The organism is Microbulbifer maximicatervae (SeqCode) (genome assembly GCF_052468095.1).
On sequence record NZ_CP174332.1, the window covers coordinates 5,166,897 to 5,191,022 of the forward strand.

Consider the following 24,126-nt stretch of genomic DNA (forward strand, 5'->3'; position numbering starts at 1 on the left):
GAGTGGGGGCCAGGTGCAGGAGTCAGTCCAACAGAGAGTCATTTTAAGGCTGGCAGTGCCCGTGCCCCTGAGGCGCTTGTTTGACTATTTGCCGCCGGAGGGACTTTCGCCGGAGTCATTGCGGCCCGGCCAGCGCCTCTGGGTGCCCTTTGCCGGGCGCAAGTTAGTGGCAGTACTGTTGGATATCGTGCAGGAGTCGCCGCACAGCAGTTTGAAGCCAGCGCTGGAACTGGTGGATTCGGAGGTTCTGTTTGGTGATGGCAGCCGCAAGCTGCTGTCCTGGATTGCCGACTATTACCAGGCGCCCCTCGGCGAGGTCTACGCCGCTGCCCTGCCCGTGGCACTGCGCAAAGGTAAGCCGTCTGATCATTGGGCGGAGCAGTGGCTTCAGCTCACGACAGAGGGAAAGGGCTTACCGAAAACTGCACTGGCACGCGCCCCCAAGCAGCAGGCTCTGTTCCAGTTGCTGTTGAGTGATGGCAAGCAGAGCCGAACCCATCTTAAGACCCTCGGCCACAATACCCCCGTGATTCGCGCCTTACAGGATCGCGGCCTGGTGGAGTGGATTCCAGGCCCTACCGTACCTGCGCCGCTACCCGCAGCAGAGAGTACACCGGCTCCGGAGCTGAATAGCGAACAGCAACAGGTGCTCGACAGTATCGATTGCAGCGGCTTCTCTGCTTCATTACTGGAGGGCACCACCGGCAGTGGCAAGACCGAAGTTTATCTGCGCCTGATGCAGCGGGTTCTGGATAGCGGTCGCCAGGCATTGTTACTGGTGCCGGAGATTGGACTTACGCCGCAAACGCTGAGGCGTATTGCCGCACGATTTCCCAAGCACAGTATTGCAGCGCTGCACTCTGGCTTGGCCGACGGCGAGCGCGCTCAATCCTGGTTGGCGGCAGCGGGTGGGCAGGCAGATATTGTGATCGGCACCCGTTCAGCCATTATGACCCCCCTGCCCAGGCTCGGCGTTGTGATTGTCGATGAAGAACACGATGCTTCTTTTAAACAGCAGGACGGTGTGCGCTATTCGGCCCGGGACTTGGCCGTGGTTTTGGGGCGCAATAATAATGTGCCGGTGGTTTTGGGTTCGGCCACGCCCTCTCTGGAAACCTTGCACAACGCTCTGAATGGGCGCTATCAACACCTGCGTATGCGCTATCGCGCCGGTGATGCCAAGCCGCCGCAAATTCACGTAGTACCGACACTGCGGGAGCCTTTGGAAGAGGGATTTTCTCCCCAGGTGCTGCGCCATATCGGCGATACCCTAGCGCGAGGTGAGCAGGCCCTGGTGTTTATCAACCGGCGCGGCTTTGCCCCCGCGCTGACTTGTGATGATTGCGGCTGGCTGGCGGATTGCCCGCACTGCTCGAGCAAGCTGACTATGCACCGGCGGCAACGCCAGTTGCGCTGCCATCACTGCGATTACCGCCGCCCGCTGGTTGATAGCTGTCCACAATGTCACAGCCGTTCGATCTCGGCCCTGGGTGCCGGCACGGAACGCAGCGAGGAACTGTTGGCCCGTCGCTTTGCGGACTACCCAGTGATACGTGTGGACCGGGATACCACGGCGAGCAAACAGGCGCTGGATAAATTGTTAGCACCGGCGCGAGAGGGCGAGCCCTGCCTGTTGTTAGGAACCCAGATGCTGGCCAAGGGGCACCATTTGCCCAAGGTCACTTTGGTAGTGATCCAGGATGCCGATGGCGGCCTGTTTAGCGCAGATTTCCGCGCGCCAGAGCGTACCGGCCAGTTATTGGAACAGGTGGCGGGTCGTGCGGGGCGCGGCAGTCTCAGTGGGCGGGTATTGGTTCAGAGCCGCTTCCCCGAGCACCCGCTTTTACAATTGTTGCTGGAAAAAGGCTATGGCGCTTTTGCGCGCCAGTTGCTGAGGGATCGCACGGTTGCACAGTTGCCTCCCGCGAGTGCTATGGCACTGGTGAGGGCGGAGTGTGAAGAGCCCGGTTGGGCCGAAGAGTTTCTACAAAATGCGCGACTCTTTATGCAGTCCCTGGCACCCCCATCGCCCCAGATCCAATATCTGGGGCCGGTGCCGGCACTACTGGAACGCAAATCCGGGCGCTTCCGATTTTATATTCAGGTCACCGCACAAAACCGAGCCCACCTACAGCCGTTGCTGGCGCGAGTGTGTGCCTGGGCGGAGGGCAATAAAAATCGCCGCCTGCGCTGGGCCGTGGATATGGATGCGCAGGAATTATCGTGAATATGCGCTGGGTTACGCGCCTGGCACTAAATTGGCGGTACAATTCACAAACCGCTAAAACCTTGCAGGGAAGAAATTTTCGATGAGCCGTCGCACCAGTAATCGCCGCAGTAAAAAAGCCGCAGGCAAACCCGCATGGGTTTGGTTTGTCCTGGGGAATTTTGTCGGTGGCTTTGCGGTGGCCGTACTGTTTCTTCAGGGCATGGACAAGGACAGCCGGGGAATAAGCAGCATTAAGCCAAAGGCGGTGCAGCAGCGAGAGGAAACATCGCCTCAACCGCGTTTTGATTTTTATACAAAATTAAAAGAAAACGAAGTCACGGTACCCCCGCCCAAAGTGGCACAACCGGCGCGCCGCAGTGACTCCACCAACAGTTCCCAGAACAGTAGCTCATCGGAACCCGATCGCAGCACCCCGGCACAGGTATATATCCTGCAGGCGGCATCGTTTCGCGATGCCTCTGAAGCGGAGCGCTTGCGCGTTGAGCTGACCCTGGCCAACCTGGATGTCAAAGTGGAATCGGCCACCGATAGCCGGGGTACCTGGCACCGGGTATTGGTGGGCCCTTACAGCAACCGCTCCCGGATGGCCAAAGCGCGCCAGACACTGGCTGAGCATCGCCTGATGCCGCTGGTGCTAAAACGCCCGGCGACCCAGTGACCATCAATTCCGTTTATTAAGGTGTGTTGCCCCACTCAGTAATTGTGACCTCTCTTATTGAAATCGGCGCGTACCGTCCTCACTTACCTAGTCTGAAGACAATTCCCCGGCGCGGGCACTTCGATGCCCGCTGCCAGAGTACACGCGCAATCCGAGAGGTCTCCATTGGAACAGTATCGCGGAACTACTATTTTATCCTGTCGCCGCAACGGCAAAGTTGTGATTGGCGGCGACGGCCAGGTGTCCATGGGCAACACCGTTATGAAAGGCAATGCGCGCAAGGTGCGTCGCCTGTACAAAGATAAGGTTATTGCCGGTTTTGCCGGTGGTACTGCAGACGCTTTCACCCTGTTCGAACGTTTTGAAGCCAAGCTTGAGGCCCACGGTGGCCAGCTGACCCGCGCCGCTGTGGAGTTGGCCAAAGATTGGCGTACCGACCGCGCCCTGCGCCGCTTGGAGGCCCTGCTGGCGGTTGCCGATTCCACTGCCAGTTTGATTGTGACCGGTAATGGCGACGTGATTCAGCCGGAAGACGACCTGATTGCTATCGGTTCCGGTGGCCCCTTCGCCCAGTCGGCAGCCCGCGCGCTGCTGGACAATACCGATATGGATGCCCGCTCTATTGTGGAGCAGGGACTGAAGATCGCCGGTGATATCTGTGTTTACACCAACCAGAACCACACCATCGAAGAACTGGCTTATTGATTATCGGGTACACCCTAGAGTGACCGGCTGGCGGGCTGTTTAAGCCCCCGCAAGAATTTTTGCAGGAATTTGTATGTCCCAGATGACACCCAGAGAAATTGTCCACGAACTCGACCGCCATATTGTCGGCCAGCAGGAGGCCAAGCGTGCGGTAGCCATTGCGCTGCGCAACCGCTGGCGCCGTATGCAGGTTAGTGAAGACCTGCGCGCCGAGATCACGCCGAAAAATATCTTGATGATTGGCCCTACCGGCGTGGGTAAGACGGAAATTGCCCGCCGCCTGGCTAAACTGGCGAATGCGCCCTTTATCAAGGTAGAGGCGACTAAATTTACCGAAGTGGGCTATGTCGGTCGGGATGTAGAGTCGATTGTCCGCGATCTTGTCGAGATGGCAGTGAAGCAGGAACGCGAGCAGGCCATGGCTGGTGTTGAGCAGCGCGCTATGGACGCCGCAGAAGAGCGCATCCTCGATGCCCTGCTGCCGCCGGCGCGCTCCACCGAGCCCACCGATAAGGATTCCAGCACTCGCCAGCTATTCCGCAAGAAGTTGCGCGAAGGTGATCTCGATGACAAAGAGGTTGAGGTGGATCTGGCCGCTGCGCCCATGGGCGTTGAGATTATGGCCCCTCCCGGTATGGAGGAAATGACTAACCAGCTCCAGGGCATGTTCTCGAATATGTCCCAGGGCAAGACCCGCAAGAGCAAGCTGCCGGTGAAACAGGCCCTCAAGCAGCTTACCGACGAGGAAGCGGCCAAGCTGGTCAACGACGAAGATGTTAAGACCCGTGCGATCCGCGCTGCCGAACAGAATGGCATCGTATTTATCGATGAAATCGATAAAGTCGCCAAGCGCCAGGAGAGCGGCGGTGCCGATGTTTCCCGCGAAGGAGTACAGCGCGACCTGCTGCCACTGATTGAAGGCAGCACGGTTAACACCAAGTACGGCATGATCAAAACCGACCACATCCTGTTTATTGCCTCTGGCGCCTTCCACCTGTCCAAGCCCTCGGACCTGATTCCCGAGTTGCAGGGTCGTCTGCCCATTCGCGTGGAATTGAATTCGCTGAGCTCCGCAGATTTCGAGCGCATCCTCACCGAGCCGTCCGCTTCCCTTACCGAGCAGCAAAAAGCATTGCTGGCCACTGAGGGGCTGGAACTGCAATTTAGTGAAGACGGTATTCGCCGCATCGCGGAAGTGGCCTTCGAGGTGAATGAACGTACCGAGAATATCGGTGCACGCCGACTGCACACGGTATTGGAGCGCTTGCTGGAGGAAATTTCCTTTGATGCGGGCGATGGCAATACTTCTCTGAATATTGATGCCGCCTATGTGGACAGCCATCTGGGCGAGTTGAGCCAGAACGAAGACCTGTCGCGTTTTATTTTGTAAATATAATGAAACCGCAAAAAATCCGATTGAATCGCGCAGAGAAAAGGCTGCATCTGGTATTTGGCGATGCTGAATTTACCTTGCCGGCAGAGTACCTGCGCGTCTACTCCCCCAGCGCCGAGGTGCGTGGCCACGGTGCCAGCGAACCGGTGCTGGTCAGTGGCAAAATGCATGTGGGTATCGACACGGTGGAGGCGGCTGGCCGCTATGCGCTAAAAATCGATTTCGACGATGGCCACGACACCGGTATTTTTACCTGGGAGTATTTGCACGAACTAGCTGAAAACTATTCGTCCAACTGGGAGGCTTACCTACAGCGTCTGCGCGATGCTGGTCAGGGCCGCGACCCGGATGAGAGTGTGGTGAAGTTTATCGGCTAGTGGCAAATTGATCGGTAATGACAACCGCTCCCCAGGGGGCGGTTCCACCCTTCTCTCTCTCAATATCTCCCCACTCTTCTCAATAATTTATTACCGAAATAATTAATTTTTGGTATGTCTTTGCCAAATATTGTCAAGTTTACGTAATTCTTTGATATTCATTGATTTTCAGAGCAAAGATATTAACAACGTAACCGGCGCGTAATTCTTTTGTCACATTTTGGAACTCTAATGCTCGCCAAATTAACGAGTTTCGGAGGCCCCCATGGCAAAAACAATTGTCCGCGCACTGAGCGCCTTTTGTCTGATTCCTCTCGCTTCCGCTGTTTCAGCGGCAACCCTGCCCGACTACCAAACCAATAGTGCCTGGTACACGGAAAGTGCTGACCGATTGGAAGAGCGCGCTTCGCTTTCCCGAGAGGCAAAAACTGCGAAGAATGTAATTCTGTTCGTCGGCGATGGAATGGGCATTTCCACACTAACCGCCGCCCGTATCCTTGAAGGCCAGCTAGTCGGTGAGAGCGGCGAAGAAAATGCACTCTCTTTTGAAGAGTTTCCGTATACCGCACTGATCAAAACCTACAACACCAATCAGCAGACTCCGGATTCCGCCGGTACCATGACCGCCATGATGACCGGTGTAAAAACCCGCGCCGGTGTAATTAATATCGACGGCGATGCACTGCGAGCTGATTGCGCCAGCACCGAGGGTAAGGAATTAAATACCTTCCTGGAAATGGTGGAGAGCCGTGGCAAGGCCACCGGCATTGTTTCCACTGCGCGCCTGACCCACGCCACGCCCGCAGCTACATACTCCCGCAGCCCGGAGCGCAACTGGGAGTATTCCGCCGAGGGTGATTGTTCCGATATCGCCTCGCAGATGGTTGAGGTGTCTGCCGGCGACGGTATCGATGTCATGCTCGGCGGTGGCCGCCGCAACTTTGTTACCACCGACAACGACGGTAGGCGTGAAGACGGCCGCGACCTGACCAGTGAATGGCTGGAGCGCTATGACGGTGAGCAGACTGCTGTGTACGTGGAGAGTGGCTCCGAGCTGGAAGGCGTCGATATTGCCTCCACCGATAAGTTATTGGGGCTCTTCACCAGCAGCCACATGAGTTACGATGCGGACCGCATCGCCAAGGACAGCGATGAGCCGAGCATTGCCGAGATGACTGATACCGCCATCGAGCTGCTGGAAAAAGACAGCGATGGCTACTTCCTGATGGTAGAGTCCGGGCGTATCGACCACGGCCACCATGCCGGTAATGCCTACAACGCCTTGCACGATGCCATCGCCTTTGCGGATGCGGTACAGGTTGCTTTGGATAAAGTGGATCTTGAGGACACCTTGATCCTCGTGACCGCCGACCACAGCCATGTGATGACTATCGCCGGCTATCCGACTCGCGGTAACCCGATACTCGGTAAAGTGGTTGAGAATGACAGCAGCGGTGCCGCAGAAGCGGAAGAAGGTCTCGCTGCGGACGGTAAACCTTACACCACCCTGAGCTATGCCAATGGCCTGGGTTATGCCGATTTAGGTGAAAATACCGACGCGGATGAGCGTTACGATATCGCCGCCGATACCGGACGCAAAGATCTCTCCGGCGTGGATACCGAAGCGCCGGGCTTCCACCAGGAAGCAATGGTGCACCTGGAGTCTGAGAGCCATGCGGGCGAGGATATCAGCCTGCACGCTATCGGCGCCGGCGCCGAGCGGGTACAAGGTAGCCTGGAGCAGAGTGCAGTCTTCCACGTGATGACTGCTGCGACCGACCTGTCGCTGACAGAAGAATAACTGGGGGTAATTCACCATGAGACATTTTAAGAAAACAGTACTGGCTTTCTCTGTCGCCCTACTGGCCACCGCCTGTAGCGACGACAACTCAAACTCTGACGACGTAGTGGAATTACCCGAAGAGGAGCATGTCGGTGTTTCCTCTGCTCAGAGCAACAGTAGCTGGTTCCAGGAAGCCCAGCAGGCGGTCGAAGAAGCGAGCGCTGTAGAAATCAACAACACCCCCGGTGCGGCCAAGAACATTATCCTGTTCGTTGGCGATGGTATGGGTATCTCCACAGTGACCGCCGCCCGTATCCTGGCGGGTCAGCAGCAGGGCCTCGATGGTGAGGAATACCAGCTGAGCTTTGAGAAGATGCCATTTGCCGGTCTGGTTAAAACCTACAACACCAACCAGCAAACCCCGGACTCTGCCGGCACCATGACCGCGCTGGTAACCGGTGTTAAAACCAAGGCCGGTGTATTGAGTGTTGCCGAAAATGTTGCGCGCGGCGATTGTGCTGCCAGCCTCGAGTACCCGCTGACGACGGCAATTGAGCTGGCTGAAGACCTGGGCAAGAGCACCGGTATTATCAGTACCGCGCGTATCACCCACGCCACTCCGGCGGCTACTTATGCCAAAGTACCTGAGCGCGGCTGGGAGGAAGAAGCCCCGGATGGCTGTACCGATATCGCCGCTCAACTGATAGAGTTTGAAGCCGGTGATGGTATCGATGTGGTAATGGGCGGTGGTCGTCGCAACTTCCTGCCCACCGATATTACCGATATTGAAGGTGAAGCGGGGCGCCGTGAAGATGGGCGTAACCTGGTGGATGAATGGAAGGCCCGTTACGACGATGGTGTAAACAATATTGCCTACGTTGAAGACACCACTGCTTTTGAAGCCGTAGACGCTTCTGCAACTGACAAGCTGTTCGGCCTGTTTAATTCCTCACACATGGAATATGAAGCCGTTCGCGAGGACGACAAAGCCGGTGAGCCCTCCCTGTCAGAGATGACCGCCAAAGGTCTCGAGATGTTGCAGAAAAATGAGGACGGCTACTTCCTGATGGTGGAATCCGGTCGTATCGACCACGGTCACCACGCCGGCAACGCCTATCGCGCCCTGACCGATGCGGTGGAATTTGCAGAAGCGATTCAGTACGCCATGGATAATACCAGTGCAGAAGACACCCTGATTGTTGTTACTGCGGACCACAGCCACGTGATGACTATCGCCGGCTACCCCACTCGCGGTAACCCCATTCTCGGAAAAGTGATTGGCAATGACGGCCATGGCGAAGCGGAAACCTCCCATGCCCTGGCGGAAGATGGCCTGCCCTACACGACTCTGAGCTATGCTAATGGCCCGGGCTACAGTGCCGGTGATAGCGGAGCGCGTCCGAGCCTGGTGAGCACAGACACTGCCGCCCTGGATTACCAGCAGGATGCCCTGATTCCCATGAGCAGTGAATCCCACGCCGGTGAGGATGTGGGTGTTTGGGCGCGCGGACCGGGTGCGCACCTGGTGAGCGGCACCAACGAACAAAACTTCCTGTTTCACGTAATGGCACGCGCTGGCGGATTATTGGAACAGTAATTCCATCAGCTGTCGGTGTGGATGGCATGTTCATCCACACCGACACTTTCCCCGGTTAGATCTTGAATTGAGGCTTGGAGAAAAGCACCTCACAGAGCGCTTCGGTCTTTTTCATTAGTAGGCTTTGTCGGTGCCGGATAATTTTTAGCACCGTGCCAAACTCACTTTGCAGCTTGTCTCCCTGAGTGATTACCAGCCGTGCCAGCAAATGGAGATCACGCCAATCACCCAGAACTTCTCCCAACTCCTTTAGTGACTTACAGCGCTCGCCCACAGTGAGCGGATAACGCTTCCTCAATAAGCGGCTCTGGTACCAGTGATCCTTGGCTCTTTTACGCAATAGATGCAGGCGGTTTGCATTTTTGTGCCTGCGCACTTTACGCCATGCGCTTGCGGCTTTTCGGTAGCCGCGCAGGTAACCGGCTTCCGCATCATGCCAGCCGAGCTGTTCAAGCGGCCACGATGGAATTCTTATTTGACCTTTATCGAGGAGTTTCAATGCCGCTTGAACCGCTGAGTGGTTTTGCTCTGCCTGGATCAGTTCGTCGAGGAGATGGTGTAACCGGTGAAAGTGATGTGGCGGTGCCAATCCCAGTAAAGCGATGCGCAGTGCTGTGAGGTCGCGGGTGTGGGCGAGAGTGTTTGCCAATTTTCTGTAGTGGGTATTTTCGCGCTGAAAAGTGCTACCGATTTGTGGGCGGACCAGGCGCAGTAGCGCGCGAATTTTCTTGCAGCGTTTGCGCAGTTCGTGGACGGCAGTTTCCCCTCCGTTGCGGAGCAAGTATCCGTTTGCCGCCGTTACTTCTGCCTGGGCGATAGATTTGATTTGCTCGGGAAAAGGAGACTCACATTGGAATTGGTAGCTCATAGAACAGTCCCGGGTGATCCCATTAAATTTTAGTGGTTTCCGCTCTGCTTGATTTCAAGCGGTGCCCCACTGGCTCCGGCAATGTACAATGGCCTTTTAAAGTTTTCGCTCAGCAGGCATAGCATGAAGGATCGCAAGACCACCCACTTCGGCTACCAGGAAGTGCCGGTGGAAGAAAAGGCCGGTCGTGTGGCAGAAGTGTTCCACTCTGTAGCAGCCCGTTACGATGTAATGAACGACTTGATGTCTGGAGGCGTTCACCGCCTCTGGAAGCGTTTCACCATCGAATTGTCCGGGGCCCGACGGGGCCAAAGTATTCTCGATATCGCCGGGGGTACCGGTGACCTCACCGCGCGCTTCTCCCGCATTGTGGGGGCCAGCGGCCAGGTAGTATTGGCGGACATCAACGAATCGATGTTGCGAGTGGGTCGCGATCGCCTGCTCGACCGGGGAATCGCCGGCAACGTGGTACCGGTGCAGGCAGATGCCCAGTACCTGCCCTTCCCGGACAATACCTTTGATTGCATCACGATCGCTTTCGGCCTGCGCAATGTCACCGATAAGGACCTGGCACTGCGCTCCATGTTGCGCGTGTTGAAACCCGGTGGCCGATTGTTAGTGCTGGAGTTTTCCAAGCCCCAGTCGAAGCTGTTGGAGAAAGTCTACGATCAGTACTCTTTCCGCCTGTTGCCATTTATGGGCAAACTGGTTGCCAATGATGCGGACAGCTATCGCTACCTGGCGGAGAGTATCCGCATGCATCCAGATCAGGAAACCCTCAAGGGGATGATGGCGGATGCCGGTTTTGTCGATTGTGAATTCCACAATATGACCGGCGGAATTGTCGCCTTGCACCGGGGCATCAAGCCCTGAAAAACTGCATAAGCCTATTTTTTCTCTGAGCGCAGGCACGAGGCCGTAAACCGCCATGAGCGACCCCACTTTTCGCGCGGGATTTGATGCCGCGCTGGAAACCACAATTAATGCTGCCCTCCAGTATGACCCGGCGACACGCGAGCGCCTTTCCGCACTGGATGGGAAAACCATGGCGCTGGATTTAACCGCCCCGCAACTACAGTTTTGCCTGTGTATCGAGGGTGACCAGGTGCGGGTGCGCCAGCACTGGGAGGGGGAAGTTACCACCCAGTTAAGCGGTTCAGCGCTGTCTTTTGTACGCCTGATCAAAGACCCGGATGCAACTCCTGCCGGATTGGGGGTGTCAGTGAGCGGCTCCAGTGCCCTGCTGGCAGAACTGCAATGGATCTTGAGTGACCTGGATATCGATTGGGAAGCGCCGCTGGCACAAGTGGTTGGCGATATTCCCGCCCACTCAATTGGCAATGTCCTGCGCGATGCTGCCCGCTGGTTGGGAGGCAACCTGAATCGGGCGCCTGAAGTGGCGGCGGAGGCTATCAGTGAGGAGTGGCAGCTGACCCCGCCCCAGGCCCAGTTCGAAGCATTTGTCGAAGACCTGGCCGAGGCCTCTCTAGCTGCTGAACGGCTCGAGGCGCGCGTACGCTTGCTGGAAGAAAAGTTTTCCCGCAGGGAGGCTGAGTAGTTTTGCCTGTTCGTCGAAGTCTCACAATCGCGCGGGTTTTTCTGCGCTATCGTCTCGATCAATTATTGCCAGCCGAGGAGCGCCCACTGTGGTTGCGGGGATTGCTACTTCCGGTGAAGTTGCTGCCGCAGTCCAAGATGCCACGGGGCGAAAGGCTGCGCCGAGCCTTGGAAGAGCTGGGCCCCATTTTCGTTAAATTCGGCCAACTTCTCTCCACTCGTCCCGACCTGCTGCCGCCAGATATTGTCGAGCAATTAGATTATTTACAGGACAAGGTGCCGCCCTTCCCCAGTGACCAGTGCACGGCTCTGATCGAAGAAGCCCTTGGTGCCAAGGTGGATGAGGTCTTTGCCAAATTTGATCAGCAGCCACTGGCAGCGGCTTCAGTTGCACAGGTGCATGCGGCTGAATTAAAGAGCGGCGAATCAGTGGTCGTCAAAGTACTGCGCCCGGGCATTGATGAGGTAATCCAGGAAGACTTGAAGCTCCTGGGGGTGATCGCTCGTGGAATTGAACGCTTTGTGCCCGAAGGGCGCCGCATGCGCCCGGTGGAGGTGGTTGAGGACTATCGGCACACGATTGAAGGTGAATTGGACCTAACTCGTGAAGCGGCCAACGGCACCCAGCTCCGCCGCAACTTTACCAACTCCCCGCTGTTGTATATCCCCGAAGTGCACTGGGATTACACCCGTGAAAATGTCCTGGTGTTGGAGCGTATCGACGGTATCCCCGTCACCGATCTGGCCCAGCTTCGCGCCCAGGACACCAATATGCAGCTACTGGCTGAGCGCGGTGTTGAGATCTTCTTTAAGCAGGTATTCGAGTACAACTTCTTCCATGCGGATATGCACCCGGGCAACATTTTCGTTTCCAGGGAGCACCCGCAGCGCCCGCAATATATTGCGATTGATACCGCAATCGTCGGTAGCCTGACACGGGAAGATCAGTACTATTTGGCGCGCAATCTCCTGGCGATGTTCCGCCGCGATTACCGTATGGTGGCGGAGCTGCACGTGCAAAGTGGTTGGGTTCGCTCCGACACGCCGATCAATGCCTTTGAGTCCGCTATTCGCTCGGTCTGTGAGCCCATTTTTGAAAAACCCCTGGGAGAGATTTCCTTCGCTCGGGTGTTGATCAGTCTGTTCCAGACTGCGCGCCGATTCGATATGGCGGTACAGCCACAGCTGGTACTGTTACAAAAGACCCTGTTGAATATCGAAGGTTTGGGTCGACAGCTTTATCCGCAGCTGGATCTGTGGAAGACTGCTCATCCATTTTTAGAGCGCTGGATGCGCGATCGAATCCACCCCAAAACAATTGTGGGTGAGATAAAGCGCTACGGTCCGGAGTGGCTTGAGAAATTCCCGCAGATGCCACAGCTGGTGTACTCAGCTCTGGAGCAGTCGCGGGAACTGGCGCCCCAGTTAGAGGTAATTGGCGAGCAGTTGGCGGACTCGCAACGCCGAGGCTTGCGCCAATATATTCGGCGGGTCGCCGGAGTTGTGTTGGGTGTTGGCGCCATCGCCGTCAGTAAACCGGAATGGCTGGCTCAGTTGCCGCCGACTGGTTGGGTACTGGGCGTTGCTGCACTAGTGCTACTGCTGTGGCCCTAGGGCGCTTCGGCCTACACTGGAACTTCTAAGGATTGTTAGACATTGACTCAAATTCAAGCAAAGGCCGGTTTTCTCGATAAAGTCAGCTGGAACAGTGATGGCCTGGTTCCTGCGATTGCCCAGGATTTCAAAACCGGGCGGGTGTTGATGATGGCCTGGATGAACCGGGAATCGCTGGCGCTCACTGCCAGTGAGGGTTACGCAGTCTATTGGTCCCGATCCCGCAAGGGCCTGTGGCGCAAAGGAGAAACCTCCGGCTTCCTGCAGAAGGTGCGTGAATTGCGTCTGGATTGTGACGGGGACACCGTATTAATGTTGGTCGAGCAGGAAGGTGGAATCGCCTGTCATACCGGACGCAGTAGTTGTTTCTATCACCTCCTTCAAGATGAAGAGTGGCAGGTGAATCAGCCGGTGATTCAGGACCCGAAGTCCATTTATAAGTGAAACAATTATGAAAGATGTGCTGCAACAGCTCGATGCGGTGTTGGAAAGCCGTAAAAATAGCAGTGATGCTTCTGAATCCTATGTGGCCAGTCTACATAGCAAAGGCCTGAACAAGATTTTGGAAAAAGTCGGTGAAGAAGCCACTGAAGCTATTCTTGCAGCAAAAGACGCACAGAGTAGTGGCGATAATCGAGACCTGGTTGCCGAGACAGCGGACCTATGGTTTCACTCGCTGGTCATGCTATCTCACTTGGGCGCTGATTCTCAGGACGTGGTTCGAGAGCTTGGGCGCCGATTTGGTCTTTCTGGCCTGGAAGAGAAAGCGGCGCGAACTAAGTAAAATTTGAATCACTTGTGGCACCACCCCTGATGGCGGGAGTGCCCGGTAAGAAACTCAAGCCATCCTATTGAATGTAATGGAGACAATTATGGGATTCGGTGGAATTAGTATCTGGCAGTTGTTGATTGTCCTGGTCATAGTCTTGCTACTGTTCGGAACCAAGCGTTTGAAAAACCTCGGAGGCGATTTGGGGGGCGCAATTAAGGGTTTCCGCAAAGCGGTTAAGGATGAAGACAAATCCAAGGATGCTGATGAAGACAAAGATGTCGAGCGTCTCAAGCACGATGAGGAAGAGAAGCCAGGCCAAGACAGTACTGTCAAAAATAAAGATAAACAGTCTCAGGACAAATAATCGGCAACGACTAAGGCGAGTGTCACTCTGTGTTTGATATCGGCTTTTTAGAACTATTGGTAGTTGCTGCCGTGGCCCTGTTGGTGGTTGGCCCTGAGCGACTGCCCGATGCGGTGCGTACCACTTCCCGCTGGTGGTCCGGTTTGAAGCGGACCTTACATAGTGCTCGCGAAGAATTGGAGCGAGAGGTTGGAGCCGATGATATACGGCGTGAACTTCACAACGAGCGCATTATGCGTGAGATTGAGGAGAGTCGTCGTGAGATGGAGCAAACCTTTAGCGAAGCCAATAAGGAAGTTCACGACGCGCTTAATCAGCCTGAAAAACCACAAGTTGCAGGGACACCAGTAGAAAAACAGGCAGCTGGAGTAAATCATCCTGAGGCACCAAAGCCTGAAAAGGCGATAGAAGAACCTGCTCATCCTCGTGCAGAGCAGGAGGATTATTTACCAGAACAGGATGAAACTGCCGAGGAGTTACAGGATCCGGAATACCCGGAGCATTGGCATGATTTTGGGGACCCGGATTTAAACCCGGACCACCCTGAAAACATCGATGAAGATGAAGAAGAAAAACAAGGCGAGAAGAAAACATCGCAACAGGAAAAAGATAGCCAGTCATGAGCGATCAGTCCCAAGATAAACATCAGCCTTTTATCGACCACCTGATCGAACTGCGTGATCGCCTACTGCGAATCCTCTTAGTCGTATTGGTCTTATTTGTCTGCTTGATGCCGTTTGCGTCTGAAATTTATAATTTTATTGCCCACCCACTACAGGAGCGTTTGGCGGGTGATGTTGGAATGATCGCTACAGAGGTGACTTCCACGTTCCTTACCCCGTTCAAAACGACCTTTATAGTTTCTTTTTTTATTGCAATCCCTTTTGTGCTTTACCAAGTGTGGTCATTTATTGCCCCGGGACTGTATAAAAATGAAAAACGTATTGCTATTCCATTATTAATTAGTAGCGTCGCACTTTTTTATATCGGCATTGCATTTGCGTATTTTGTGGTCTTTCCCCTTCTTTTTGATTTCTTTGTTGGAACTGCTCCAGAAGATATTAAGGTAATGCCAGATATGCGCAGTTATCTGGATCTGGTGCTGAAGCTTTTCTTTGCTTTTGGTTTTGCTTTTGAAATCCCTATCGCGACAGTCCTACTGATTTGGAGTGGGGTAGTGGATGCCAAGACCCTGGCAAGCAAGCGCCCTTATGTGATTGTGGGATGCTTTTTAATTGGGATGCTACTGACACCGCCGGATATAATTTCCCAATCCTTATTGGCCTTCCCCATGTGGCTATTGTTTGAGATTGGCATTTTATTTGGGCGTTGGATGAAGTCTTCACCCAAAGATAAGCCTGCTACCTGAGATAAAAAGTCACCACTGGGCTTTCAGCGGTTAGCTTCACAAGCAGCGCTTGAGGTATTGCAGTTGCGCTCTCGATAGGGTTACTCACCTGAGAGCGCTAGCTATACGGGTACAACGCCGCACTCTCTTCTCAGTAGCATCAACTCCACCTCTTCCATGACAAGAAGCTTTATTACACGGTTATTTCCCAGCTGCAGGGAGGTTGACCACCCTACCGGCTGTAGAAAGCCCGCTATTAGATACCAGATCGAGAGATAAACGCTAAACTAGCTTGTGCTTGGTTGCTTACAACAACGATGGAAGCCTAGCTATTTATTGGAACCGGTTGCTTGTGCTGCGATGCGTTCCTGCTCGGCAACAGCTTTTTCAACATTGTTGCGAACCAAGCGAACGAAAAACGCTGCCATCAGGAATATAAAGGCAATAACGGCCAAGCTGAGAAGGCCAGAAAAGCTGGTAAACAGGTCAATTAAAGCATCCATTTTTCTCTCCAAATAGGCTAATGCTTCACCTATGCAGTCTAGGGAGCTGTAATGGAAATCTCTTGACCTAAATCAAGCTGGATCGACTTATTGTAAGAACGACGGGTTGGTCAACGCAGGGTCAGGGCTGCTAGCAGGCAGAGTAAGGACGCGCCACATAAAGAATAAAGATCGCTATTTTCTCGCCTGTCAGGCAGAAGCAGCAAAAGCGCCAAAGGTGGCATAAATAGTGCTATCAGCCCCGACAAGGGGTCGCGACTAAAACCAATAAATAGCAGTCGCAACCAGGCAACAGCACCTAAAACCAGGGCAAATACTGTTAAGACGGCTGCCACTGGTGACATGGAATAACCTTCTGCACATGGAATCGTTTGACTGGTGGGTTTCTCTAAGAAAAATACTAATAGGAAAAAGAGTGTATATCAGTATTTCTGATCTTAGGTTTTTAGCGCGCCCCAGAGTTTGGCTGCTCGTATTAGTATTGTTAGGGCTCTACGGGTGCGAGACTGCGGGCTATTACTTCCAGGCTGCAAGCGGTCAATTGCGGATACTCTCTGCCCGGCAGCCGATTGAAGAGTTGGTTCAAGACGGCAATGCCAGTGATCAACTCCAGAAGCAATTACAGCTCGTTCAGGAAATCCGTGCCTATGCAGCACAGGAGTTAAAACTACCAGTGGGGCAAGCCTATAGCTCCTATGTTCAGCTCGATGATGAGTACCCGATATGGAATGTCTTGGCCGCACCAGAGTTTTCCCTGAGCCCCAAACGATGGTGTTACCCCATAGCTGGTTGCGCTAGCTATAGGGGCTACTTCCGCAAATCAGCGGCTATGGCCAAAGCAAATAGCCTGCGGAACCAGGGTTACGATGTCTACCTGGGAGCCGTTCCGGCCTACAGCACCCTGGGTTGGTTTAATGACCCTGTGTTATCAAGCTTTGTGAATTGGACACCGGAGAGACTAGCCGGACTCTTATTTCATGAGTTGGCCCACAGTAGAGTTTATGTGCCGGGTGATACCCGCTTTAATGAGAGCTTTGCTACAGCAGTGTCCGAAATTGCCCTACCTGATTGGCTTCGTAGCCAAGGTCTCTCGAGTTCTGCTGAGGAGACTAAGGCTCAGGCACTGGCGGTACGACAGTTAATGACAGCGACGCGTAAAGAGCTTCAACCAGTTTACCAATCCAACTTGCCAGACGAGGAAAAGCGCCAAGAAAAGGAGGAAATTCTGAGTCGATTGAGGCGTTGCTATTGGCGTATGGCAGCAGAGTGGTCTTACCCCGCGCGCTACCAGGCCTATATAGAGAAAACCAATAATGCTACTTTGGCTTTGGCTGCAGAATATGAATCTTTAGTTCCAGCTTTTCGTCAGCTTTATATTGATAGTAATGGTTGGGAAGATTTTTATAATGCGGCTGAAAGATTGGGTGAGCTTGACAAGGAAGATAGAGAGCAGAGCCTGTTGCAGTTGGCTGCTGAATATAGGCAGGCAAGTAATGAACAAAACAAAGTAGTTGTTTTTGATGCTGAGGCCTGTATACATAATGACGCTCAAATTTGAAATTATTCGTTATAAATAAATTATTTTCTGTATGAGTGAAAAGTCATCCTGTAGTCTCATACTATTAAAGTCGATAATTTTTACGCTATTTAAGCGTCTATAGACACTTTTATTTATTTTTACTAATTTAAGTATTTGGTCTTTGGGTTAGAGATGCACTGGTGTTAGGCCAGTAGATATTTATTCTCGTTAATAAGTCAGCAAAACCTGTATGCAGAAACGGAATTGAGTGTTTATTTCTAAATCTCTATAGTGCACTTTCTATACTTTAAAAGCTTTTTATTGTATATCATGCCTACTAATATATGTCAGTATTTTTTGGTGGCATGAAAGTTTCCACTTTCTTTTAAAAAGAGGCGCCTCAAAAGATTAATATTGTGTTAATTGAAAATATGCAAATTAACTTTTCTTGTTCTTGTTTGAAAATCTATGAGTGAGAAATAATTTGGATTTTTACTTAACTGATGTAACCAGACAGCCATTTTAACCAAAAATAGTGTCGCTATTTCATTGATCCACCTCTATATTTATCAGCAATCGCCGGTCTCCGGTAGATATCAATGAGCTCTGGGAAAATTTTATTCCCATCTATGAAGCTGCCCGCTTACTATATGTTTGCTTTTTCAAAGTAATTGAAGGTTCCAGTCAAATCTGTCGATTTAATGGTAAATCATTGAAAAGAAAATCGAGTTTGTACTCTGCTTAAGTAGCAATTGACCAGTGTTTTATGTGAGATTTACAGCTCTTCAGCAGGTGGTTAATATATTTTTTCTTGGGAAATTTAAGCTTGATGTATCAAGAAGCTCTTTATCACCTTTGTAGTGTCTAGGGTACTCAAGGTACCATAAGGGTTGCAAATAATAAGTTCGCGAGAGATATCTTATTTCGCGGATCAAACCGTAGTGCGATAGATGGAGCGTAATAGTTATGCCCATTGAGGTCTTTTATCTGATATTGTTCTTTTAGGCTCAGTCAGCTCATTTAGCACTATAGTGTGATCATTTTTTGGGAGTCTAAGCCTAAAATTGGAAAACATTAGTATTTTTAAACGGAATTCAATTGATTCATATGAGTTTGCAGTATTTTCAAAAATTATTTTTTGCTTTTATTTTTATATGGGCTCTAGCTGCTTGCAGCGGTGGTGGAAGTGGGGATAAAACCAGCAAAGAGGATGTGCCAGTTATACAAGATTTTACTATATCTACTATTATAGACGGCAATGGCACTATAGAACCAGAAACAATTACTCTTCAAAAGGGAAGCCGGGCTACTTTTAATATTTCTGTTGAGCCAGGACATATTATCAGTGATATAAGCGGTTGTGATGGTGATCTTGAGGAGCTTAAATATGAAATAGAATCAATTTTTGAAAACTGTACAATCAGTGTAGAAATTAAAGATACAGGGGACCACTCTCCTCCAATAGCCAAAATCATATTTCCGTGGAATAAGTCTAAAACGGCAAATAACTGGGTTTTTACTAGCGGAGTTGTAACGGATAAACATGAAGTTACTTCAATAGTTGTTAATGGTGTAGAAGCGGATTTAAAAAAATATACTAGTGAAAATTCTTCAGATGAGATTTTAAATAGTTACAAATGGTCTGCTTGGGTGCAGGTCAGTAAAGAAGCTGATACAGAAATAACAGTTTCTAGCCTGGATTCTTTAGGTAATTTTGACCAATATGCCGATAAGTCTCAAATTACATTTGATGATTCTCAAATTCCTAATTATTTTGTGATTAATTCAGAAGGTAACGAACTTGCATATATCGTTAGAGAGTATGGATATGATAAATTTAATTTAGTCATTTATAATATAAGTTCTAGGGAGAGAAAGGTTATACCACTTGAAATTCAAGAAGAATTTGATGCTTTTTTCTATAATCCAAATAGTGGGAATTTAAATGCCGTATCTATCATAGAAAATGACGATAGCCATCAATATATTGCCACCATTTACTCTATTGATATGGGAAGTGGTAATATAGATGTAGTGAAAAACTATCTTCTGGGGTACGATACGGATAACTGGTATTTAAATTATAATGGTCGAAATAATTTTACTTATTCTTCTTCTGAAGATTCTATTTATTTTGCTTATCAGGCTATCCCTAATGATCTTAATTCACGGGAAGAAATTGAACATAAGCTCGTCAAGTTAGCACCAAATTCCTCGGCAATTGAGGTCGTTGTAAATAATGCTCTTATTGATGGTCTGAATATTGCCCCTGTATCTATTAGGTATACTCCTCATGGGTTACTTATATTAAATAACTATTATTTTCGAAATAATAGAGATTTAAGTATGGGGCTGCTGTCTTTTGATGGCGATAGTTATCTCAAATATTTTAATTTAGAAGAAGATGGATTTCTAAGCTTCACTTATGCAGAAGAAAATAATTTGGTTTACTATTTAGTAGATAAATATCTTAAAGCCATTTCTCTTGTGGATGGACATGAGGTTTTAAGTATAGATTTGCAAGCTGTTAATGAAAAATTTCTAGTTCACTCACTATGGGGGCTACAGTTTAATGCAAGAAATAATAGTCTTGTTGGGAGAGCTTTTGATACTATAAAAGAAATAGATATTGATAGTGGGTTAATGTCAACTCTTATTACCAATGGTCTAGGTTCAGGACCTCCTTTGGGTTTTGTTTCTGAGATTGATCTTGATGTAGAGAGTAATACACTATTTGGCACTGACTCTGGTAATCCTGCGAGGTTGTATAAGGTTAATCTTAATACTTCTGATAGAGAGGTTTTAGCGGAACTTTATCCTGATGAAGATGATTATGGTTATTTAAAAATAGAAGATGTTGTTTTTGATCGAGAATCAAATTTTATCTATCTCATATTTAACGATAAAATTTTAAAAAAGCATATTGAAGACGAAGAGTTTAAAATTTTAACCGATAATTCTATAGCCACTGGCCCTCTGATCTATGAACTAAAAAGTGCGGCCTTGGATAAAGATGGTAATCGATTATTCGCGGTTAATTATCCCGATGCAATAATAGCGATAGATCTGAATAGCGGAACGCGCTCACTAATATCCAAGAGTGAAGTTAAAGGCGAAGGGGAGGGTTTTGAAGCTATACTTGGAATTGATATAGATAAATCAAAAAACACTGCTTATGTGTCAGATGATACTTTGGGGGTTGTCTTCGAGGTTAATATTGATTCGGGTGATAGGAAAATTCTTTCTGAAAAATGTAATTCGATTTATGGAGATGATTATCTGAATCCTTATGAGGGTTTAGATCAGGTTATTTTCAATGAATTTGACGCCAGTATATATGTTGTTGCTCGCAGGCTACTAAAGCTTGACCCGATAACATCTGAGTGCTCTGCATCTCAAATCTCCTCAGTTTTTGATATTGGTTTTACCTCTGAAAATCAGCTTATAGGTTCATCTAAATATAAAATTATTCAACATAGCTTTGATTTAACTGAAGATTCTGATGAAGTAACTATTTCTAAATAGGCTTTAAAAATGAAGTAATAGGGGGGTAACCCCTCTATTACTTTCATAAGATTTTCGCTACATCCAACATCCGATTGGCAAATCCCCATTCATTATCAAACCAAATCAGAATCTTGGCTAAGCGATTCCCCGCTACACGAGTTTGGCCTGCATCAATAATCCCCGAACGGGGGTCGTGATTAAAGTCACAGGATGCGAGGGGTTCTTGGGTGAAGCCAAGTACACCATTAAACTCAGACTCAGAAGCTGATTTTAATAAAGCATTAATATCTTCCCGACTTACTTCTCTTTGTAGTGAGACTGATAAATCGATAGCAGAAACATTGACTGTGGGAACGCGTAGGGCCTGGGCTTCAAATTTACCTGCCAGATTGGGTAGTATTCTCTCAATACCGCGTGCCAAAGCCGTATCAACTGGGATAACAGAGGTTATCGCTGAACGCGTTTTTCTCAAATCAGTATGGTGATAGGCATCACTTACCGGTTGATCGTTCATCGCAGAGTGAATAGTGGTAATGACCCCGGCCTCAATGCCGAAGGCTTTATCCAGGGCGGCGATAACTGGCACACTGCAATTAGTCGTGCAGGAGGCTGCCGAAATTACCCGTTCCTTGCCCGTCAAAATATGGTCGTTCACCCCGTAAACAATCGTGGCATCGACATCCCGGCTGGCGGGTTGGGAAAACAATACTTTCTTGGCTCCTGCGGTAAGGTGCAACTCCGCGCCTTGTCGCTGCTTAAAGCTGCCGGTGCATTCCAGTACGATATCTACCTGATCCCGTCGCCAATCCAGATCTTCTAACTGCTCGTAATGAGTTACGGCAATAGAATCTCCGTTAACCACAAGGACATCTTTATGCACGGAAACTTCGCCTGAGAAGCGGCCGTGGACAGAGTCGTACTTTGTCAGGTGTGCAATGGTGTCGCAGTCAGCCAGTTCATTGATGGCGACTATTTGTAAGCTATCGCGGGCGCCAGACTCATAGAGTGCGCGTAAAACGGAGCGGCCGATACGGCCGTAGCCATTGATGGCAATTCTAGTGGTCATAGCACAACTTCAGGCAGGAGAAAAAATGTCAGCTCAGCGTCCCCGCGCGGCGCTGAGCCAGTGCCGCAGGGGGTTGATACCTAAATGATATTCAGTGGAGAGAACAGTATTACTTCAGCAGTTTTTCTACCGCTTCAGCCACATTGTCCACAGTGAAACCAAAGTAGCGCATCAAGTCGCCGGCAGGGGCAGATTCGCCAAAGGTTTCCATACCGATAATAGCGCCATCGAAACCGACAAACTTATACCAGTAGTCTTTGTGGCTCGCTTCTACCGCTACTCGTGCACGTACAGAAGAAGGCAGTACGGACTCACGATAAGCCTCTTCCTGCTCCATAAACAACTCGGCACAGGGCATGGAAACAACGCGAACTTTCTTGCCAACCAGTTTTTCCTGGGCCGCCATCGCCAGCTCTACCTCGGAGCCAGTGGCAATAATAATGGCTTCAGGAGCACCTTCGCAGTCGGACAGTACATATCCACCACGCTCAATCTGAGCCAGCTGTACGCTGTCGCGGTCTTGAGGAGCCAGGCCCTGACGGCTAAAGACCATAGTGCTGGGGCCTTCTTTGCGCGCGATAGCCATCTTCCAGCTCACTGCGGATTCAGTGGCGTCACAGGGACGCCAAGTGTGCAGGTTCGGAGTGGCGCGCAAGGCGCTGAGCTGTTCTACCGGCTGGTGAGTCGGGCCGTCTTCTCCCAGGCCAATAGAGTCGTGGGTGTAGACAAAGACCACACGCTGCTTCATCAGTGCGGCCATGCGCACAGCATTGCGGGCGTATTCCATAAACATCAGGAAGGTAGCGCCGTAGGGCACGAAACCACCGTGCAGAGCGATACCATTCATAATGGCGCTCATGCCGAATTCGCGCACACCGTAATAGATGTAGTTGCCGGAGGCATCCTCGGCGCTGACGCCTTTGGAGCCTGACCAGATAGTGAGGTTGGAGCCAGCCAGGTCGGCGGAGCCGCCGAGGAATTCGGGCAGCAGCGGGCCGTAGGCATTCAAAGCGTTTTGGCTGGCTTTACGAGAGGCGATCTTCTCTGCATTTTCCTGGCAGGCTTTGATGTACTCATCTGCTTTGCTGAGGAAATCTGCGGGCAGTTCACCGCTCATGCGGCGCTCAAATTCGGCTGCCAGCTCCGGGAATTCTTCGCGGTAATCGGCCAGGATATCTTTCCACTCGTCTTCCTGGGCTTCACCTTTGGCTTTGGCATCCCAGCCAGTGTAGATATCTTCGGGGATTTCAAATGGGCCGTGGGCCCAACCGAGGGTTTCGCGAACCAGGGCGATCTCTTCGTCACCCAGCGGTGCACCGTGACACTCTTCGCGCCCCTGTTTGTTCGGGGAGCCGAAGCCGATCACGGTTTTGCAGCAAATAATGGTGGGCTTATCAGTAACAGAGCGAGCTTCTTCAATAGCGGCTTTGATAGCGGCGGAATCGTGGCCATCCACATTGGGGATTACGTGCCAGCCGTAGGATTCAAAGCGCTTGGGCGTGTCGTCGGTGAACCAGCCTTCCACTTCACCATCAATGGAGATGCCGTTGTCGTCATAGAAGGCGACCAGCTTGCCCAGGCCCAGAGTGCCGGCCAGGGAGCAGGCTTCGTGGGAGATACCTTCCATCAGGCAGCCATCGCCCAGGAATACATAGGTGTGATGGTCTACCAGTTCGTAGCCGGGGCGATTGAACTGGGCACCCATTATCTTTTCTGCCATTGCCATACCAACAGCGTTGGTGATGCCTTGGCCCAGTGGGCCGGTGGTGGTTTCTACACCAGGGGCATAACCGTATTCGGGGTGGCCCGGAGTTTTGGAATGCAGTTGGCGGAAATTCTGCAGCTCTTCAATCGGCAGATCATAGCCGGACAGGTGCAGCAGGGAATAAAGCAGCATGGAGCCGTGACCATTGGACAGTACAAAGCGGTCGCGATCGGCCCAGCTGGGGTTGGCCGGGTTGTGCTTTAAGTAGTCATTCCACAGCACCTCGGCGATATCCGCCATACCCATGGGCGCACCGGGGTGGCCGCTTTTGGCTTTCTGGACCGCGTCCATGGACAGGGCGCGAATGGCGTTGGCCTTTTCAGCGCGAGAGGGAGTAGAAGACATAAGAAGAGCTCTCTGGTTTCTTAGCTAGGGTGCGGCGCTGCTCTGCCGGCAGATTCCCGCAACAACAAAATGGTGGCGTATTTTCCCGTAAAGGGCGGCCCCGCGCAAAGCTTTGGTGGGGGATTTGTTGTTGAGTGCTGCAACAAACTTCTAAT

Annotated in this window: 22 protein-coding genes; 17 read left to right on the top strand and 5 right to left on the bottom strand. The window is 51.2% G+C overall.

What is annotated here, in order from left to right:
- Window positions 1–13: 13 nt before the first annotated feature.
- From ACJJIL_RS22985 to ACJJIL_RS23015, 7 genes are all read left to right on the top strand, one after another.
- Window positions 14–2,227: a primosomal protein N' gene (locus ACJJIL_RS22985; protein WP_444940401.1), complete on the top strand. Its 2,214-nt coding sequence runs from the start codon at window positions 14–16 to the stop codon at window positions 2,225–2,227.
- A gap of 82 nt (window positions 2,228–2,309) precedes the next feature.
- Entirely contained in the window at window positions 2,310–2,888 is a 579-nt protein-coding gene (locus tag ACJJIL_RS22990; protein ID WP_413663797.1) for an SPOR domain-containing protein, read from the top strand.
- A 165-nt stretch (window positions 2,889–3,053) separates the two neighbouring features.
- Window positions 3,054–3,593, top strand: a complete 540-nt coding sequence (gene hslV / locus ACJJIL_RS22995) for an ATP-dependent protease subunit HslV (RefSeq protein ID WP_108734993.1) — start codon at window positions 3,054–3,056, stop codon at window positions 3,591–3,593.
- A 73-nt stretch (window positions 3,594–3,666) separates the two neighbouring features.
- Complete coding sequence (hslU, locus tag ACJJIL_RS23000) at window positions 3,667–4,983, top strand: ATP-dependent protease ATPase subunit HslU (protein ID WP_282930670.1); 1,317 nt, start codon at window positions 3,667–3,669, stop codon at window positions 4,981–4,983.
- Between the two features lie 5 nt (window positions 4,984–4,988).
- The gene (locus ACJJIL_RS23005; RefSeq protein WP_445360841.1) at window positions 4,989–5,363 is read left to right on the top strand and encodes a gamma-butyrobetaine hydroxylase family protein; all 375 of its coding nucleotides are present in this window, start codon (window positions 4,989–4,991) and stop codon (window positions 5,361–5,363) included.
- Window positions 5,364–5,628: 265 nt separating this feature from the next.
- Window positions 5,629–7,164, top strand: a complete 1,536-nt coding sequence (locus ACJJIL_RS23010; RefSeq protein ID WP_444918582.1) for an alkaline phosphatase — start codon at window positions 5,629–5,631, stop codon at window positions 7,162–7,164.
- A gap of 16 nt (window positions 7,165–7,180) precedes the next feature.
- A complete protein-coding gene (locus tag ACJJIL_RS23015; RefSeq protein ID WP_445360842.1) occupies window positions 7,181–8,743 on the top strand; it encodes an alkaline phosphatase in 1,563 nt (520 codons plus the stop codon).
- A gap of 55 nt (window positions 8,744–8,798) precedes the next feature.
- Here ACJJIL_RS23015 and ACJJIL_RS23020 read toward each other — a convergent pair whose 3' ends face one another.
- Window positions 8,799–9,611 carry a CHAD domain-containing protein gene (locus tag ACJJIL_RS23020; protein WP_444906875.1) on the bottom strand — a complete coding sequence of 271 codons (813 nt, stop codon included), beginning with the start codon at window positions 9,609–9,611 and terminating at the stop codon, window positions 8,799–8,801.
- Window positions 9,612–9,734: 123 nt separating this feature from the next.
- Here ACJJIL_RS23020 and ubiE point away from each other — a divergent pair, with 123 nt between their 5' ends.
- The 8 genes from ubiE to tatC all read left to right on the top strand — a co-directional run bounded on the left by ubiE (window position 9,735) and on the right by tatC (window position 15,287).
- On the top strand, window positions 9,735–10,484 hold the full coding sequence (gene ubiE, locus ACJJIL_RS23025; protein WP_108734987.1) for a bifunctional demethylmenaquinone methyltransferase/2-methoxy-6-polyprenyl-1,4-benzoquinol methylase UbiE: 750 nt from the start codon (window positions 9,735–9,737) through the stop codon (window positions 10,482–10,484).
- A gap of 55 nt (window positions 10,485–10,539) precedes the next feature.
- On the top strand, window positions 10,540–11,169 hold the full coding sequence (locus tag ACJJIL_RS23030) for a ubiquinone biosynthesis accessory factor UbiJ (RefSeq protein WP_413663791.1): 630 nt from the start codon (window positions 10,540–10,542) through the stop codon (window positions 11,167–11,169).
- A gap of 2 nt (window positions 11,170–11,171) precedes the next feature.
- Entirely contained in the window at window positions 11,172–12,782 is a 1,611-nt protein-coding gene (gene ubiB / locus ACJJIL_RS23035) for a ubiquinone biosynthesis regulatory protein kinase UbiB (protein ID WP_445360843.1), read from the top strand.
- A 51-nt stretch (window positions 12,783–12,833) separates the two neighbouring features.
- Complete coding sequence (hisI, locus tag ACJJIL_RS23040; protein WP_282934621.1) at window positions 12,834–13,226, top strand: phosphoribosyl-AMP cyclohydrolase; 393 nt, start codon at window positions 12,834–12,836, stop codon at window positions 13,224–13,226.
- A 7-nt stretch (window positions 13,227–13,233) separates the two neighbouring features.
- Window positions 13,234–13,566 carry a phosphoribosyl-ATP diphosphatase gene (locus tag ACJJIL_RS23045; protein ID WP_282930677.1) on the top strand — a complete coding sequence of 111 codons (333 nt, stop codon included), beginning with the start codon at window positions 13,234–13,236 and terminating at the stop codon, window positions 13,564–13,566.
- 88 nt (window positions 13,567–13,654) lie between these two features.
- A complete protein-coding gene (gene tatA / locus ACJJIL_RS23050) occupies window positions 13,655–13,918 on the top strand; it encodes a Sec-independent protein translocase subunit TatA (protein WP_444892350.1) in 264 nt (87 codons plus the stop codon).
- A gap of 29 nt (window positions 13,919–13,947) precedes the next feature.
- The gene (tatB, locus tag ACJJIL_RS23055) at window positions 13,948–14,541 is read left to right on the top strand and encodes a Sec-independent protein translocase protein TatB (RefSeq protein WP_282930679.1); all 594 of its coding nucleotides are present in this window, start codon (window positions 13,948–13,950) and stop codon (window positions 14,539–14,541) included.
- The gene (tatC, locus tag ACJJIL_RS23060; protein WP_413663789.1) at window positions 14,538–15,287 is read left to right on the top strand and encodes a twin-arginine translocase subunit TatC; all 750 of its coding nucleotides are present in this window, start codon (window positions 14,538–14,540) and stop codon (window positions 15,285–15,287) included. Before tatB ends, tatC begins: the two co-directional genes overlap by 4 nt.
- A gap of 308 nt (window positions 15,288–15,595) precedes the next feature.
- Here tatC and ACJJIL_RS23065 read toward each other — a convergent pair whose 3' ends face one another.
- Together ACJJIL_RS23065 and ACJJIL_RS23070 are read right to left on the bottom strand one after the other, a co-directional pair.
- Window positions 15,596–15,769: a DUF3149 domain-containing protein gene (locus ACJJIL_RS23065; RefSeq protein ID WP_282930681.1), complete on the bottom strand. Its 174-nt coding sequence runs from the start codon at window positions 15,767–15,769 to the stop codon at window positions 15,596–15,598.
- A gap of 110 nt (window positions 15,770–15,879) precedes the next feature.
- Window positions 15,880–16,113 carry a hypothetical protein gene (locus ACJJIL_RS23070; RefSeq protein ID WP_413663788.1) on the bottom strand — a complete coding sequence of 78 codons (234 nt, stop codon included), beginning with the start codon at window positions 16,111–16,113 and terminating at the stop codon, window positions 15,880–15,882.
- 71 nt (window positions 16,114–16,184) lie between these two features.
- Here ACJJIL_RS23070 and ACJJIL_RS23075 point away from each other — a divergent pair, with 71 nt between their 5' ends.
- Complete coding sequence (locus ACJJIL_RS23075) at window positions 16,185–17,327, top strand: aminopeptidase (protein ID WP_445360844.1); 1,143 nt, start codon at window positions 16,185–16,187, stop codon at window positions 17,325–17,327.
- Window positions 17,328–18,386: 1,059 nt separating this feature from the next.
- On the top strand, window positions 18,387–20,813 hold the full coding sequence (locus ACJJIL_RS23080; RefSeq protein ID WP_445360845.1) for a YncE family protein: 2,427 nt from the start codon (window positions 18,387–18,389) through the stop codon (window positions 20,811–20,813).
- Between the two features lie 43 nt (window positions 20,814–20,856).
- Here ACJJIL_RS23080 and gap read toward each other — a convergent pair whose 3' ends face one another.
- Window positions 20,857–21,861: a type I glyceraldehyde-3-phosphate dehydrogenase gene (gene gap, locus ACJJIL_RS23085; protein WP_444934475.1), complete on the bottom strand. Its 1,005-nt coding sequence runs from the start codon at window positions 21,859–21,861 to the stop codon at window positions 20,857–20,859.
- Between the two features lie 109 nt (window positions 21,862–21,970).
- Window positions 21,971–23,971, bottom strand: a complete 2,001-nt coding sequence (tkt, locus tag ACJJIL_RS23090) for a transketolase (RefSeq protein WP_444934474.1) — start codon at window positions 23,969–23,971, stop codon at window positions 21,971–21,973.
- Window positions 23,972–24,126: the final 155 nt, after the last annotated feature.

Bases quoted from the DNA above. Each gene is read 5' to 3' on its own strand.
- ACJJIL_RS22990 (WP_413663797.1), top strand. From the start codon at position 2,310: ATGAGCCGTCGCACCAGTAATCGCCGCAGTAAAAAAGCCGCAGGCAAA.
- hslU (WP_282930670.1), top strand. From the start codon at position 3,667: ATGTCCCAGATGACACCCAGAGAAATTGTCCACGAACTCGACCGCCAT.
- ACJJIL_RS23005 (WP_445360841.1), top strand. From the start codon at position 4,989: ATGAAACCGCAAAAAATCCGATTGAATCGCGCAGAGAAAAGGCTGCAT.
- ACJJIL_RS23010 (WP_444918582.1), top strand. From the start codon at position 5,629: ATGGCAAAAACAATTGTCCGCGCACTGAGCGCCTTTTGTCTGATTCCT.
- ACJJIL_RS23015 (WP_445360842.1), top strand. From the start codon at position 7,181: ATGAGACATTTTAAGAAAACAGTACTGGCTTTCTCTGTCGCCCTACTG.
- ACJJIL_RS23020 (WP_444906875.1), bottom strand. From the start codon at position 9,611: ATGAGCTACCAATTCCAATGTGAGTCTCCTTTTCCCGAGCAAATCAAA.
- ubiE (WP_108734987.1), top strand. From the start codon at position 9,735: ATGAAGGATCGCAAGACCACCCACTTCGGCTACCAGGAAGTGCCGGTG.
- ACJJIL_RS23030 (WP_413663791.1), top strand. From the start codon at position 10,540: ATGAGCGACCCCACTTTTCGCGCGGGATTTGATGCCGCGCTGGAAACC.
- ACJJIL_RS23045 (WP_282930677.1), top strand. From the start codon at position 13,234: ATGAAAGATGTGCTGCAACAGCTCGATGCGGTGTTGGAAAGCCGTAAA.
- tatA (WP_444892350.1), top strand. From the start codon at position 13,655: ATGGGATTCGGTGGAATTAGTATCTGGCAGTTGTTGATTGTCCTGGTC.
- tatC (WP_413663789.1), top strand. From the start codon at position 14,538: ATGAGCGATCAGTCCCAAGATAAACATCAGCCTTTTATCGACCACCTG.
- ACJJIL_RS23065 (WP_282930681.1), bottom strand. From the start codon at position 15,769: ATGGATGCTTTAATTGACCTGTTTACCAGCTTTTCTGGCCTTCTCAGC.
- ACJJIL_RS23070 (WP_413663788.1), bottom strand. From the start codon at position 16,113: ATGTCACCAGTGGCAGCCGTCTTAACAGTATTTGCCCTGGTTTTAGGT.
- gap (WP_444934475.1), bottom strand. From the start codon at position 21,861: ATGACCACTAGAATTGCCATCAATGGCTACGGCCGTATCGGCCGCTCC.
- tkt (WP_444934474.1), bottom strand. From the start codon at position 23,971: ATGTCTTCTACTCCCTCTCGCGCTGAAAAGGCCAACGCCATTCGCGCC.